Raw genomic sequence first — 13,380 nt, 5'->3', positions numbered from 1 at the left:
AACTACCAGCTTTTCTTTTTGTGGCCTACGAGACCGAAATAAAGTATAAAGATATATAGTGGAATCATGATCCAGTAAGCGTGCTGCGTACTTTTAATCGAATCAGCAATTTTACCATAGGCAACTGGAATGATCGCTCCTCCGGAAATACCCATAACCAAGAGTGCCGAGCCGATTTTGGTGAATTTTCCAAGGCCATGCAGCGCTAAGGGCCACAGAGCAGGCCAAATTACTGCATTTGCAAAGCCAGCAATGGCCAAACAGATGATAGAAGTAAATCCGGGAGAGTAAATTGCAAATAATGCAGCTACCATTCCCAGGATTGCGCTAAATGTGAGATAGGCTTGCTGGGAGACAAATTTTGGGATTAAAACAATTCCTAGAAAGTAGCCAACCAGCATTCCGACAAGTGGATAAGTTCCGAAGAAACTTGCTTCGGTTTCTGGGAATCCTAATGAAACTCCGTACGTAATAATCGTATCCGCGGCCAAAACTTCCACACCTACGTAGCAGAAAATTGCAAGTACACCCAGTACTAGATTCGGGTACTTCAAAACGCTTGATTTGTCGGCATTTAGATGGATACCTGCCTGGTTCGAATCGTCCTCTTCCTCCTCACTTACCTCTGTCAATCCTTTTGAGAATTTGATCAATAAAGCAAGGCCGATAAGGATCGCGGTAAGTATCATATAGGGCATTGCAACTTTATCAAGTTCTTCTTTTGGATCAGAAGATGTCGCTCCCGCTAGTAAAATTTTACCGATTACAATCTGACTGATGATACCAGCGCCTTTATTGGCAATACCCATGATACTGATCCGCTGCGCGGCACTTTCGCGTGGGCCGAGGATCGTCGCATAGGGGTTGGAAGCGGTTTGCAATACAGTAAGACCGATACCGATGGTGAAAAGCCCGACCAGGAACAATGGATAGGAAGCCATTTCCGCAGCCGGAATGAATATCAGCGTACCCACAGCCATTACGCCGAGTGCCAGCGACATACCGTTTTTAAAACCGGTCTTTTTCAAAACCATCGAGCACGGGATCGCCATCACGGTGTAGGAGATGAAAAATGCGAACGTTACCAGGTAAGAACTGGTGTTGTCGAGAGAAAATGCTTTTTTAAAGAAGGTGATCAGTGTTCCGTTAACCCATGTGACGAAACCCATCACAAAGAATAGAATGCCGATAATGAAGAGGGGACCCAGGTAACTGTTCTTTTTGCTCATTTAAGTCGTATTTGGATAAGGTTAGTTCAGGTTATTATAATACTCAAAATTCGTCATTCAGGCCAAAGATCCGTTGATTTGTTCGCCATTTTCCTCTCGTAAAGTCCGGAATCTCAACGGGCGAGCTGCCGCGTGCGATCGAAAGTTCGGATAAAGGGCTGATAGCACTCCACACCGCGGCGTCGTAGACGTCGATCGGAGGGGCGGTTTTGCGCTTGATGGCTTCTACAAATCCGCGTAACACAAAGTAGTCGATGCCGCCGTGGCCTGCATTCTCGGCTTCCTTGGCATATTTGGCCCAAAGCGGATGGTCGTTTTTATCGAGATAGGGCTTGTCCGGCTCCGCGGTATGCTCTTTGGGCGATACGCCTTCGAGGTAAATGGTGTGGCCGTCGTTCATCCAGATACCCTCGGTTCCCTGCGCGCGGAATGCGAGCGAGTAGGGGCGCGGCGAGTTGGTGTCGTGGATGAGCACGATGTTTTCGCCATTATGGCATTGGATCATCGTCGTCACAATGTCGCCCAGTTTGAAATTGACTTTTGCATTCGGGTGGTCCTTGCCGCCGTGATCTACAATGTATTTATGTAAACTACGTGATTTGGTGGCCATGGATGTCAGGTGGGTAAAACAGTTGCCCCGGTTGATATCGAGCCAATGTGCTACCGGGCCCAGGCCGTGGGTAGGGTAGAGGTCGCCATTACGGTCGACGGAATGCTGCGTACGCCATTTGGCTTCGGAAAACCCTTTCGCACCAAATTCGACGCCGTGACCTGCATTACTTTTGCCGGTATTAAATTTGATGCCCCGCAAGTCGTGCTGGTAGCCGCAATGCGCGTACGTCATTTCGCCGAACATACCGGCGCGGATCATTTTGAGTATGGCCATAACATCACGGCGGTAGCATACATTTTCGAGGATCATGCAATGCGAGCCGGTCTTTTCGTAAGTGTTGACCAAATCCCAGGATTCCTGCAAAGTAACGGTTGCGGAAACTTCTACCGCGGTGTACTTGCCCGCATTCATCGATGCCAGCGCCATCGGTACGTGCCATTGCCAGGGCGTGGCGATGAGCACGCCGTCCAGGTCGTCGCGCTTGACGAGGTTCATAAAATCCTCTTCGCCTTTGGAATACACCACTGGGGCCTTGCGGCCGGCCTTTTTGATTTTGTCGAGCGTAATATTGACGGCTTCGGGGTCGATGTCGCAGATCGCATTGATTTCCACATCCGGTCGAAACAAAGCTTGCTCCACATGGTTGCGTCCTCTTAGCCCGACGCCTATAAAACCTAAACGTACATTTCCTGCCGGTTTTTCCTTTTTCAAATTCAGCGATGGGATGATGCCTGCGACGGGTGCGGCCAATGCTGTTTTTTGCAGAAAATCACGTCTATCCATATCAGAATCTGTTGAAAGTTGGCGGTACGGTTGGTAGAAGATTATTTGGCTTTACCGGGTCCGGGGCTGCAATTTACACGCAAAAGCCAGATTTTTAAATTTTTTTATTAATTAAAACTTGACATACCGGACGCATTCCGGTAACAGTAAATAGGAATGCCGTGAACAATTTCCTAGCTTACAGCGTTTACCCAAAGCAAGAGACTTCTGAGAGCGACTCAAAGCATGCTCGAACCCTTAGATGTGTTGGACACAAACTTTGTAACGACATTTAAGGCAAACGAAAATTTTAAGTGGTTTAAAATATGGTGCAAAAGGTGGCGGTGTTCCGGAAGGAGCATTTCAATGCGGCCCATCGTCTTCACAATCCGGATTGGTCGGAGGAGAAGAACGGGGAGGTTTTCGGAAAGTGTAACAATCCCAACTTTCACGGGCACAATTATGAACTGATCGTACAGGTAACGGGTCCGGTTGACCCCGAAACAGGCTACGTGATGGACATGAAAGTACTTAGCGCCATATTGAAGGAATCCGTTATCGACCGGTTTGATCACCGGAACCTGAATCTCGACGTTGAAGAATTCAAAACCCTTAATCCGACCGCGGAAAACATCGCGATCGTTATTTATTCAGTAATAAGACCCAAAATTGACTCAGGTCTGGACCTGAAAATCAGATTGTATGAAACAGAACGGAATTTTGTCGAGTATCCAGTCCAGTGAAGCTTTGGACATCGAGGAGGTTGGTGACGATCATTTGTTTTCAGGGATAGAGACTCCCCTCCGCAAGGACGCGTTCGCGATGGAGGATGAGCTTAAAATGGAGTTGATCGAGAAGCATTTCCGCCACATCATGGAGATCATGGGCCTCGACCTGACGGACGACAGCCTCAAAGGCACGCCGAAACGGGTTGCGAAAATGTATATCAAAGAAGTTTTCAGCGGTCTGGATCCGAAAAACAAGCCGGCAATCGCGCTGTTTGACAATAAATATAAATACAACCAAATGCTGGTTGAGAAGGACATTTCGGTGTTTTCAAATTGCGAGCACCACTTTGTCCCGATTTACGGCAAGGCGCATGTCGCCTATATTTCAAGCGGGAAGGTGATCGGCTTATCGAAGCTGAACCGTATTGTGGAGTACTACTCGAAACGTCCGCAGGTACAGGAACGGCTTACCGTGCAGATTGCAAATGAATTAAAAGAAGCATTACAAACCGAAGACGTAGCCGTGGTAATCGACGCGCAACATATGTGCGTGCAGTCACGCGGGATACGGGATTCAGGCAGCTCAACGGTTACTGCTTTTTATGGTGGGAAGTTTGAGGAAGAGGGGACAAAGAAGGAGTTTTTGAGTTATCTGGGGATGTGAGATTGGGGGTGGCCGGTCGGAGACCGGCTTACACTCGGACGTAGTCTCAGACTACGCCCAACTTCTTTGCGATGTCCGGTTCACTTCCATCAGTTGGGCGTAGTTTCCAACTACGTCCGAGCGTCACGCGGTCTCTGACCGCAATAAAACAAGAACGCCTGGCAATTTGCCAGGCGTTCTTGTTTTATTGTAAATCGAAACTACACAGTCGGTCCGACACGCTCCAACAGCGCCTTGGTCGCCTTGATACCGTCATATTCCGAAAGCTTGCTTCCTTCGTACTCGATACCGGCAATGCCTTTGAACCCGCTGGCCTTCACCACCTTCAGGATTTTCGCATAGTCCGTTTCGATACAGTTTCCTTTCTCATCGAAGTCGTAAGTTTTCGCACTTACACCTTTTGCAAAAGGCATAAGCTCCTGCGTGCCTAGGTAACGGTCATACGACTCTTCGCAACCTGTTGAAGAACGTTTGATACAGAAATTGCCGAAATCGGGCAGCGTACCTACATTTTTCATGTTCACCTGCTTCATCACGCCCGACAACCATTTGCCATTTGAAGACGATCCGCCGTGGTTTTCAACGATCACATTAATGCCGGTTTTCGAAGCGAATTCGCCCAGTTTACCCAATCCATCGATCGCCGCTTTGGCTACTTCTTCGTCTGAACCTTTACCGAATGCATTCACGCGGATGGTTTTGCAACCCAGGTATTTCGCCGCTTCTACCCATTTATAGTGATTTTCAACAGCTTTGTTACGTACCGCCGCGTCGAGCTCGCCAAGGCCGCCTTCGCCGTCGATCATGATCAGGTTGTTGGTTACGCCATTGTCCTTCGCGCGTTTCAGCAGCTCGGCGAGGTAAGTTTTATCTTCCGCCTTGTCTTTGAAAAACTGGTTTACATATTCTACAATAGAGATACCGAACTCTTTTTTAGCCAGTTCAGGGAAATCGAGGTTGGTGAGTTTTTTCGCGAAAAGAGCCTTGTGCAGCGACCATTCGGCCAATGAAATGTCGAACCAAAGTTTTTTAGCAGCCGGTTCGGCGAACAGATCGGTGAATGCAGTGGCAGCAAGCGCAGTGGCTCCGGCCTTTTTAAGGAAATCGCGACGAGAAAAGTCCATGATTGGTTAGAATTTAGATTTGATTATTGTTCTTGAATATTGATTCTGGCTTCGCGGTACAGCTTCTCGTTTTTGGTGAGTTTGGCTGCGTCCCATTCGATGTCCTGCACGAATGTATGCTGGCGGACGGGACAATTGTCGATCCTGCAAAAGTAGCAACATTGGTATATGCACGGATCGGCGTGGACAAAAATTTCCGTTTCGCCCACCTGCGACGCTTTGAGAATGTTCTCGAACTCGTGGATCGTTTCGTGTACCTTTTGCAATTCCCAGTAGTAAGGCAATGTCAGGTGGCAGTCGATATGCAGATCGGAGCCGTATTGCTGCGCGCGGAGGTTATGGACATCGATCCATTCGTCCTTTTTGTTTTCATTCAAAACACGAATCACTTTGTCGAGCAGCAGGTCGTCGCTGGCGTCCATCAAACCCGCCACCGATTTACTCACCAGCTGTGAGCCGCTGTAAGCGAGGAAAAGTCCGAAAAACAGCGATGCGACGCTGTCGATCCAGGCATAGCCCGTCAGCATAATCAGTCCAACACTCAAAATCAGCACCACGCTGCTGATGCTGTCGGACATTAAATGCTTTCCGTCGGCGACCAATGCGAGCGAATTGGCTTTCCGGCCTTCGGTAAGGAGCTTGTATCCAATGGCGGTGTTGACCAGGATCGTAAACACAATAAACACGGAGCCCTCCGCCAGGTTTTGAATCGGTTCGGGGTTTCTAAGCCTGTTAATGGCCTCTACCACAATGAATATCGATGCAATGATAATCAATGCACCTTCGAACCCCGCTGAAAAAAACTCGACTTTCCCGTGGCCGTAAGGATGGTTCCGGTCTTTGGGCTGGGAGGAAAGATAAACGCTGTAAAACGCAAATCCGCTGGCGATTACGTTGATGATCGATTCGAGCGCGTCGCTCAGAATGGCGTTGGAAGAGGTGAGGTAGAATGCAAAAAACTTCAATCCTGTCAACAGAATGCTGGCTACAAAAGACAGCATGATGAGACGTTGTTTAAGCTTATTTTGGTTTATTTGCATTTGAGATTTGTCAATGAAAGGTCAAAAATACTAAGAAAATGCGGGTTATATCCACTGAAAATAACTGGAAAACACTATCGTCTGAAACCGTTTATGAGAATGCCTGGCTGGAACTCAGTCACCGTGACGTGATTAACCCGGCGGGTAACAAAGGCATTTACGGTTTGGTTAAATTCAAAAATCAGGCGATAGGGGTAATCCCGGTGGACAGCGACGACAACATCTACCTCGTGGGCCAGTACCGTTACGCCATCGACGAATATTCCTGGGAAATCCCGGAAGGCGGCGGTGCCCTTAATGCCGACCCGCTCGACGCCGCCAAGCGCGAACTGAAAGAGGAAACCGGTCTTTTAGCGAACAAATGGACCAAACTCGCCCGCATTCATACCTCCAACTCGGCTACCAACGAAGAAGGGTTCCTGTTCATTGCCGAAGACCTTACGCAGGCGGAAGCCGAACCCGAAGAAACCGAGGAGTTACAGGTGTGGAAATTGCCTTTGAAAGAAGCGGTGGAAATGGTCATGCGGTCCGAGATCACCGATTCGCTTTCGGTAGCGGGCATTTTGATGACCGCCAGACTGAAAGGTATTTAATATGCTGCAAGCTTTATTTTACGGGACGCTGACGGGCGTCGCATTGTGCCTTACTTTCGGGACCGTATTTTTTTCATTGGTCCAAAACAGCGTCGATAATGGTTACCGGTCGGGTATCAAGATCGCTTTCGGCGTTTTTATCTGCGACATTATCTTCGTTTTCTTTGCCATTTTCGGTACGGCATTGCTGCCCGACATTCCGAATTTCCACAAATGGATGGCCGGAGCGGGTGTCGTATTCCTCACTGCGCTGGGTTTGAGCAACATTATTAAAGGCCAGCCGCAGATCGCCGAGCCGCAAACGCGTTTTGGCAACTTCCTGTACTATTTTACGACAGGTTTTCTGCTGAATGGCCTGAACCCGGTGAATTTCATCAGCTGGGTAACGATCGCGTCGTACATCCGCACGAACCTGCATTTCAATCTGAACCAGGTGATATTGTTTTTTACCGCGAGTGTGATTGCGGTGTTTTTGGTAGAAAGCGCGATCGCTGTTTTCGCGCACAGGCTCAAAAAGCTGTTTACGCCGAGAGTGGTCACGATATTTAACAAAGTGACAGGCGTGGTTTTTATTCTCATCGCCTGTCAGATTGCTTATACCAATTTCTTGAAGTAAGGTTATTCTTTAATGTAGCCTTCGGTTTTGAGGAAATTCTTCCAATCGCCGATCAGGTCTTTCTTGAAAACGCGGGGGAATTTGTTCTGCCCGCCGAGCTTGCCTTTGGATTCCATCCAGTCGTAGAATGCCTGGTTGGGCAATACGGTCACGAATACCTCTTTTAATGCGTGACGGCGCTCTACGGCGTAGTCGTCGTTGAGTTCCGCGAGTTTCGCATCCAGTTTTTGTTTCAAAACTTCGGCATCCACATTCGATTCTTCCACACCCACGTACCAGTCGTGCGCGAATAATGTGCCGTGCTCGATGCCGCAAACGGTAAACTCTTTCACCGAAATACCCATTTCCCCCGAAACGAGGTCGATAGCCTTGTTCATATTGTCCACCGAAAGGTGCTCGCCGCAAAGGCTCAGGTAATGCTTTGTTCGGCCGGTAATGACGGCCTCGCCGCGCGCCTTGTCTACGAATTTAAGCGTATCGCCGATCAGGTAACGCCATGCACCCGAGCAAGTCGAAAGCAGCAATGCATATTCTTTGCCTTCTTCCACCTGATCGATCATCAGCGTTTCGGGATTTTCAAGCATCGAACCGTCCGAATCGAAGTTCTTGGGCGTGAAAGGGATAAATTCAAAGAAAATGCCATTGTCACACACCAATTCCATCCCCTCCGCACCCGGCCGCGATTGGTAGGCGATAAAGCCTTCGGAAGCCAGATAGGTGTTAATGTAAATCATCGGCTTGCCGAGCAATTTCTCGAAACCCTTGCGATAAGGCTCGAACGAAACGCCGCCATGCGCGAAAACCTGCAAATTAGGCCAGATTTCGTGGATGTTCTTTACATTATAATGCGCGATGATCTTCTCGAAAAGCAGCTGGATCCACGCAGGCACGCCTACGACGAATCCAATGTCCCATTCGCTTGCTACGCGCGTGATTTCTTCCAGTTTCAAGCCCCAGTCGCGCTGCGCCGCGATTTTCTGGCCCGGTTTGTAATATGGCCGGAACCAGCGCGGAATCTGCTGGATTTGGATACCACTCAAATCTCCTGCCAAACTTCCCGTATCGTGCGGATTGAGGTTGGTACTGCCGCTAAGCATCAGGAAGCCCTTTTCGTACAAATCAGGCGGGAGGTCTTTGTAATGGCCCAATGACAAAATCTGGCGGATACTCGTCTTTTGTATCGCCTTGGTCATTGCCTTGGTTACCGGGATCTGCTTGGAAGCCGCTTCCGACGTACCGGAGCTCAATGCATAATACTTGATAGTACCAGGCCAGCACACGTCCTTTTCACCTTCGAGCGATTTATGCCACCATTCGTTAAATATCTTATTGTAATCGTAAACAGGCACCGTTCGCTTGTAGAGCTCGTAAAATGCGCCTTTTTCACCAAAAAGAATGGAGGAAAGCAGCTCGTCGAAGTTGTACTTTTCGCCGAACTCGGTATATCTGGCCTTGGCCAGGAGTTTGGCCAAAGTTTTCTTCTGCTGCTGGTGTAAACTTGCCTTGCGGCGGTTGGCAACGATGTTGCTGAAATGGATGCCCTTCTTTAATAAACTGCCTACTAATGCCATAGCTGTTGTTAAATTACAAATCCCAGGTCGATAGCTTTTTCAACGCTTCATACTCTGTCAGATCATATTGACATGGCACCACCGAGATATAATTGTTATCCAGTGCCCAGACATCGGTATCTTCTTTTTCCGTATCGAAATTTACGAACTCGCCGGCCATCCAGAGGTAGCCGCGACCGTTAGGGTCAACGCGGTAGTCGAATTTCTCCTGCCATTTGGCGTGCGCCTGGCGGCAAACCTTTACACCTTTTAATGCCAGATCAGTCTTTGCCGGAATGTTCACATTTAATGCAATGCCGTTTGGAATACCATTTTTCAAAGCTTCCTCGGTAATCGACTTAATGTAAGGGATAGCGTGACTGAAATCCGCATCTTCCCTGAAATCGCAAAGTGAAAACCCGATTGCCGGAATGCCTTCGATCGCTGCTTCAATGGCCGCTGACATGGTGCCGGAATACAGCACACTGATCGAACTGTTGCTGCCGTGGTTGATGCCGCTCACGACAAGGTCGGGCTTGCGATCCCGCAACACGTAGTTCTTGGCCAGTTTCACGCAGTCGGCCGGGGTACCCGAGCATTCGTATTCTGTTACATTATCAAAAATATGGGTGGAATAGAGCCTCAGCGGTTCACCGATGGTAATGGCATGGCCCATTCCCGACTGCGGGCTGTTAGGGGCAACCACAATCACCTCGCCCAGCGTCTGCATGATATCAACCAGTGTTCGGATTCCTTTTGACGTTATTCCGTCGTCATTTGTAACTAAAATGAGGGGTTTCATATATTTCTACTGATCGGGTGCTTAGCTGCTTCGTGCGATCTGTTCTGCCGGCTCAGTAACATGGATTTTAAGTGAATAAATATTTAATTGCGCCTTTCAAGCTGCCAAATTTAAGCAATATGCCTTCATTCGCAACACTACAAGCCTCCGTTGAGGACATTCCAACTATTATCACAATTCAGGAAAAAACATGGGAACCGACTTACCGTGACATCCTTAGCAAGGAGCAGATCGATTATATGTTCGAAAAAATATATTCTCCCGAAGCCCTCACACACCAGATGCAATCCGGCCAGCAATTCCTGATCCTGCTGGCCGACGAAACGCCGGTCGGCTTCTCGGCGGTGTCGGAAGAGCACGCGGGGAAGTTCAAATTACACAAAATATATGTGCTTCCCGCCACGCAGGGAACCGGCGCGGGCAAATACCTTTTGCAGGAAACAGAAAATTTCGTGAAATCGAAGGGAGGAACGGTGCTGTCGCTGAATGTGAACCGCTACAACAAGGCCAGGTCGTTTTATGAAAAAATGGGTTTCCGCGTCGTCGACGAGCAGGACATTCCCATCGGGCCTTACTGGATGAACGATTACATTCTTGAAAAAGCATTGAACTGAACCGGCTAAGCCGATTCAGTTTTCAATGCGAGTTTCATTTTCTTGATATTCTTCTGCTGACTTTTCAGGCCCTGCAACGGTTGGTAATGGTTGCTGTTGATCACATAGTAACCCGTTCCGTCGTAAGTACGCTTCCCAGGGTGGGCTTTGCATTCTGCCGAGCAGGTACCTTCCATTTCCCAACCGCATTTCTCGCAGATAGGTACGTGGTTATTGCATTCGGCATTCGCGCAGTTCACCATGCGGTCGCAAAGTTCTTCGCAGATATAGCATTTCGAAATGACGGTCGGGTTCACCTTGTTGACATCCACGGTAATGCGGTTGTCGAACACGTAGCATTTGCCGTCGAAATTCTCACCGCCTTCTTCCAAGCCGTAACGTATAATGCCACCGTGAAGCTGGTAAACATCCGTAAAACCCTGGTCTAGCAGGTAGGCGCTGGCTTTCTCGCATTTGATACCGCCGGTGCAATAGGTAACCACTTTTTTATCTTTCAAATGCGCGATCTCGTGCATATGGTCAGGCAGTTCGCGCAGGTTGTGCATATCGAAAGTGATCGCGCCCTTGAACTTGCCCACTTCATGCTCGTAATCCGAGCGCATATCCACGAGCACCACATCCGGGTCGTTCAGCATAGCTTTGAAATCGGCGGGTTCGAGGTGTTTGCCGGTGCGTTCGAGCGGGTTAACAGGCAGGTCGGAGTTCACGATCTCATCCTTCACGCGCACGTGCAGCTTCTGGAATGCAATATGGTCCGACTCTTCTATTTTGAACTGAACACCTGCGAAACGTGCGTCCGAACGAACATAATTCATGTAAGCTTCGCATTGCTCCGGCGTACCCGAAACGGTGCCGTTCAACCCTTCCGGTGCCACGATAATGCGGCCCAGCAGATTGTTTTCAACGCAAAACAGGTGATGTTCATCGCGGTAGGTGTCGGGATCGGCGATGTTTGTGTAATAGTAATATAGGATAACCCGGTAAGGTTTCATAATTCAATTCGTTTCTCCAAATCAGCCGCAAATATACGAATAATGCAAGTTTTAAGAAAATGCCGAAAATCAGTTTTGCAACTGACCGGTTATTCACTGAAATACATATTTTTGTAAGCACTCGTTCAATCACTCAACTCATCCTATCTCCTTATGCACATCGCTATCATTGGTAACATCGGCGCCGGTAAAACTACTCTGACCCAAATGCTGGGCGATTATTTCAAATGGGAAGTGATGTACGAGGCCGTGGAAGGGAACCCCTATCTGGCTGATTTTTATATGGATATGGAGCGCTGGGCGTTTAATCTGCAAATCTATTTCCTGAACAACCGTTTCGCGCAAGTGCAGACGATCCGCGAAACAACCTACGCGACGATCGTTCAGGACCGGACTATTTTTGAGGACGCCTACATTTTCGCCCGCAACCTGTACGAATCCGGCGTGCTCACCGACCGCGATTACCAGACTTACCTGCTGCTTTTCGAATCCATTATCCGCACCGTTTCACAGCCCGATCTGCTGGTATACCTCAAAGCCGACATTCCCAAGCTGGTTTCACAGATCAAAAAGCGCGGCCGCGACTTCGAAGCGGATATTTCCATCGATTATCTCGCCAACCTCAACCGCTATTATGAGGATTTCGTACAGAACTATGAAGACGGGAAAATACTTGAAATAGACGTCAACAACATGGATTTCGAGTCGAATCCGGAGGACTTCAATAAAATCGTGACGCTGCTCAACAAGGAGCTGTTTTACGTGTGACGCGCGCCTAGTGCATGCACGCTATGGCCTTATGCAGTAGCTGGTTCTTTTTTGGATCGATTTTGAATACCCGCTTGTCGTCGGGCAACAGTATCTCGATCTGCGCCGTTCCCTTCATTTTCTCCAACTCTTTGGGTTCAACAGGGGTGGACAGTACAAACTCGCTCTGCCAATTGCTGCGATCGGTGGAACTAATGGTGGTATAGAGGGAGAAATTACCTTTGACCGACGAAAACTTGATCTCGGTGAACATCTGGACGTGGTAAACCTGCCCAAACTCGTCGTTATGGTAGTTGAGCACCCGTTCTTCGCCGGTTTTCGTAAGGGTAAGGTATTCTTTTGCCCCGGATAGCGGGACAATATGGTAGTGGACCTTCTTGTTGTTCGATGGGCTGACGGTTTCCTTGCATTGCGCAAAACACGCATTCCTATCCGCCACCAGCAAGCCGAACACACCAAGCAGGAAAGTAGACTTCATGCAGAGGGCGTAATTCAACACTTTTTCTAAATTTCGGGGTTATTCAAACGTTTGTAAAGATAATCGCCTGATCAGTAGAATGCAACAGGATAATGGGAAATGACTACTTTACTCTCCGTTCCTCTGCCAGTTGCTTGTAAACTTCCCCGAGTTCGTCCTTCAATTCCCTGATTTTAGCTTCCAGTTTTTCGACTTCGCTTCGCTGAACCAGATCGTTCAGGTACATTACTGATTCAGGCTTGCCCTCGTAACCAAAAAGCCAGTTGGGATGGATACCTAATTCTTTGATGAGAATCCCGACTGCATCGGATGTGAATTTTTGGTCGCCGGAAAGGACTTTTGAAATTTTGGATGGAGACAAGCGCACGATCTCGGCCAGTTCGCTCGTGTTCAAGTGGTGTGCTTTCATGAGTGCCGCTATTCTTGCAACTTCTATCATTGCTATCGGTACAAAATGGGATCAAGACCAAATGTTGTGGAGCACCTTGGATTAAGCATATAACTGGGTAAGGCGGTAAAGGAAGAATTCTACATTCCTGACTCCTCTGAACTGCGCCCTGAACGCTTTGATCTTCGCATTGAAAGATTCAGCGGATGCATTGGTGCTTCTGTTATCAAAATAGTTAACAATGGTCTTGTAGTGATTCTCAATCGAGCGGGCAACGGTATTGAATGATTTGAAGCCGGATTGCCTGACCTTTTCGTGCCACTTAGCCAGCCTGGTCAGTCCGTATATTTTTTCTTTTGTAGTCGTGAAAATGTTACTGAGCTCCAATGCCAGCTCGTATGCCTTTTTAAGGTCTGGAA

16 protein-coding genes are annotated in these 13,380 nt (G+C 48.4%); 6 read left to right on the top strand and 10 right to left on the bottom strand.

The window, feature by feature from the left end:
- Nucleotides 1-2: 2 nt before the first annotated feature.
- Both BLQ88_RS33925 and BLQ88_RS33920 read right to left on the bottom strand, forming a co-directional pair.
- On the bottom strand, nt 3-1,229 hold the full coding sequence (locus BLQ88_RS33925; RefSeq protein ID WP_090157471.1) for a sugar MFS transporter: 1,227 nt from the start codon (nt 1,227-1,229) through the stop codon (nt 3-5).
- Between the two features lie 43 nt (nt 1,230-1,272).
- On the bottom strand, nt 1,273-2,625 hold the full coding sequence (locus tag BLQ88_RS33920; protein WP_090157470.1) for a Gfo/Idh/MocA family protein: 1,353 nt from the start codon (nt 2,623-2,625) through the stop codon (nt 1,273-1,275).
- A 305-nt stretch (nt 2,626-2,930) separates the two neighbouring features.
- On the opposite strand from BLQ88_RS33920, the gene BLQ88_RS33915 reads away from it, so the two are divergent.
- Together BLQ88_RS33915 and folE are read left to right on the top strand one after the other, a co-directional pair.
- Complete coding sequence (locus tag BLQ88_RS33915) at nt 2,931-3,347, top strand: 6-pyruvoyl trahydropterin synthase family protein (RefSeq protein WP_090157469.1); 417 nt, start codon at nt 2,931-2,933, stop codon at nt 3,345-3,347.
- The gene (gene folE, locus BLQ88_RS33910; protein WP_090157468.1) at nt 3,307-3,996 is read left to right on the top strand and encodes a GTP cyclohydrolase I FolE; all 690 of its coding nucleotides are present in this window, start codon (nt 3,307-3,309) and stop codon (nt 3,994-3,996) included. The genes BLQ88_RS33915 and folE overlap by 41 nt, the downstream gene beginning before the upstream one ends.
- Before the next feature lie 200 nt (nt 3,997-4,196).
- Here folE and BLQ88_RS33905 read toward each other — a convergent pair whose 3' ends face one another.
- Complete coding sequence (locus BLQ88_RS33905) at nt 4,197-5,120, bottom strand: sugar phosphate isomerase/epimerase family protein (RefSeq protein ID WP_090157467.1); 924 nt, start codon at nt 5,118-5,120, stop codon at nt 4,197-4,199.
- 23 nt (nt 5,121-5,143) lie between these two features.
- Nucleotides 5,144-6,160 (bottom strand): cation diffusion facilitator family transporter, encoded by a 1,017-nt coding sequence (locus BLQ88_RS33900; RefSeq protein ID WP_090157466.1) that lies wholly within the window; start codon nt 6,158-6,160, stop codon nt 5,144-5,146.
- Nucleotides 6,161-6,198: 38 nt separating this feature from the next.
- Here BLQ88_RS33900 and BLQ88_RS33895 point away from each other — a divergent pair, with 38 nt between their 5' ends.
- Nucleotides 6,199-6,753, top strand: coding sequence for an NUDIX domain-containing protein (locus tag BLQ88_RS33895; protein ID WP_090157465.1), 555 nt, complete (start codon nt 6,199-6,201; stop codon nt 6,751-6,753).
- Nucleotide 6,754: 1 nt separating this feature from the next.
- Nucleotides 6,755-7,369 carry a LysE family translocator gene (locus tag BLQ88_RS33890; protein ID WP_090157464.1) on the top strand — a complete coding sequence of 205 codons (615 nt, stop codon included), beginning with the start codon at nt 6,755-6,757 and terminating at the stop codon, nt 7,367-7,369.
- Nucleotides 7,370-7,371: 2 nt separating this feature from the next.
- Here the strand turns inward: BLQ88_RS33890 and BLQ88_RS33885 are convergent, their stop codons facing one another.
- Both BLQ88_RS33885 and surE read right to left on the bottom strand, forming a co-directional pair.
- Nucleotides 7,372-8,940 carry a GH3 family acyl-acid amido synthetase gene (locus BLQ88_RS33885; protein ID WP_090157463.1) on the bottom strand — a complete coding sequence of 523 codons (1,569 nt, stop codon included), beginning with the start codon at nt 8,938-8,940 and terminating at the stop codon, nt 7,372-7,374.
- A 13-nt stretch (nt 8,941-8,953) separates the two neighbouring features.
- Nucleotides 8,954-9,721 carry a 5'/3'-nucleotidase SurE gene (gene surE / locus BLQ88_RS33880; RefSeq protein WP_090157462.1) on the bottom strand — a complete coding sequence of 256 codons (768 nt, stop codon included), beginning with the start codon at nt 9,719-9,721 and terminating at the stop codon, nt 8,954-8,956.
- A 119-nt stretch (nt 9,722-9,840) separates the two neighbouring features.
- On the opposite strand from surE, the gene BLQ88_RS33875 reads away from it, so the two are divergent.
- Nucleotides 9,841-10,335 carry a GNAT family N-acetyltransferase gene (locus BLQ88_RS33875; RefSeq protein ID WP_090157461.1) on the top strand — a complete coding sequence of 165 codons (495 nt, stop codon included), beginning with the start codon at nt 9,841-9,843 and terminating at the stop codon, nt 10,333-10,335.
- A gap of 5 nt (nt 10,336-10,340) precedes the next feature.
- Here the strand turns inward: BLQ88_RS33875 and trhO are convergent, their stop codons facing one another.
- The gene (gene trhO / locus BLQ88_RS33870) at nt 10,341-11,327 is read right to left on the bottom strand and encodes an oxygen-dependent tRNA uridine(34) hydroxylase TrhO (protein ID WP_090157460.1); all 987 of its coding nucleotides are present in this window, start codon (nt 11,325-11,327) and stop codon (nt 10,341-10,343) included.
- Nucleotides 11,328-11,480: 153 nt separating this feature from the next.
- Here trhO and BLQ88_RS33865 point away from each other — a divergent pair, with 153 nt between their 5' ends.
- Entirely contained in the window at nt 11,481-12,095 is a 615-nt protein-coding gene (locus tag BLQ88_RS33865; RefSeq protein WP_090157459.1) for a deoxynucleoside kinase, read from the top strand.
- 7 nt (nt 12,096-12,102) lie between these two features.
- Here the strand turns inward: BLQ88_RS33865 and BLQ88_RS33860 are convergent, their stop codons facing one another.
- The 3 genes from BLQ88_RS33860 to BLQ88_RS33850 form a co-directional block, all read right to left on the bottom strand.
- Entirely contained in the window at nt 12,103-12,573 is a 471-nt protein-coding gene (locus BLQ88_RS33860; RefSeq protein WP_090157458.1) for a hypothetical protein, read from the bottom strand.
- Between the two features lie 103 nt (nt 12,574-12,676).
- Entirely contained in the window at nt 12,677-12,982 is a 306-nt protein-coding gene (locus tag BLQ88_RS33855; RefSeq protein WP_090157533.1) for a helix-turn-helix domain-containing protein, read from the bottom strand.
- Nucleotides 12,983-13,063: 81 nt separating this feature from the next.
- The coding region (locus tag BLQ88_RS33850; RefSeq protein WP_143016999.1) for a transposase at nt 13,064-13,380 on the bottom strand (317 nt) is incomplete at its 5' end.

It is taken from the genome of Dyadobacter soli (assembly GCF_900101885.1).
GTDB lineage: Bacteria > Bacteroidota > Bacteroidia > Cytophagales > Spirosomataceae > Dyadobacter > Dyadobacter soli.
This window is presented reverse-complemented; position numbering and strand designations above follow the sequence as displayed.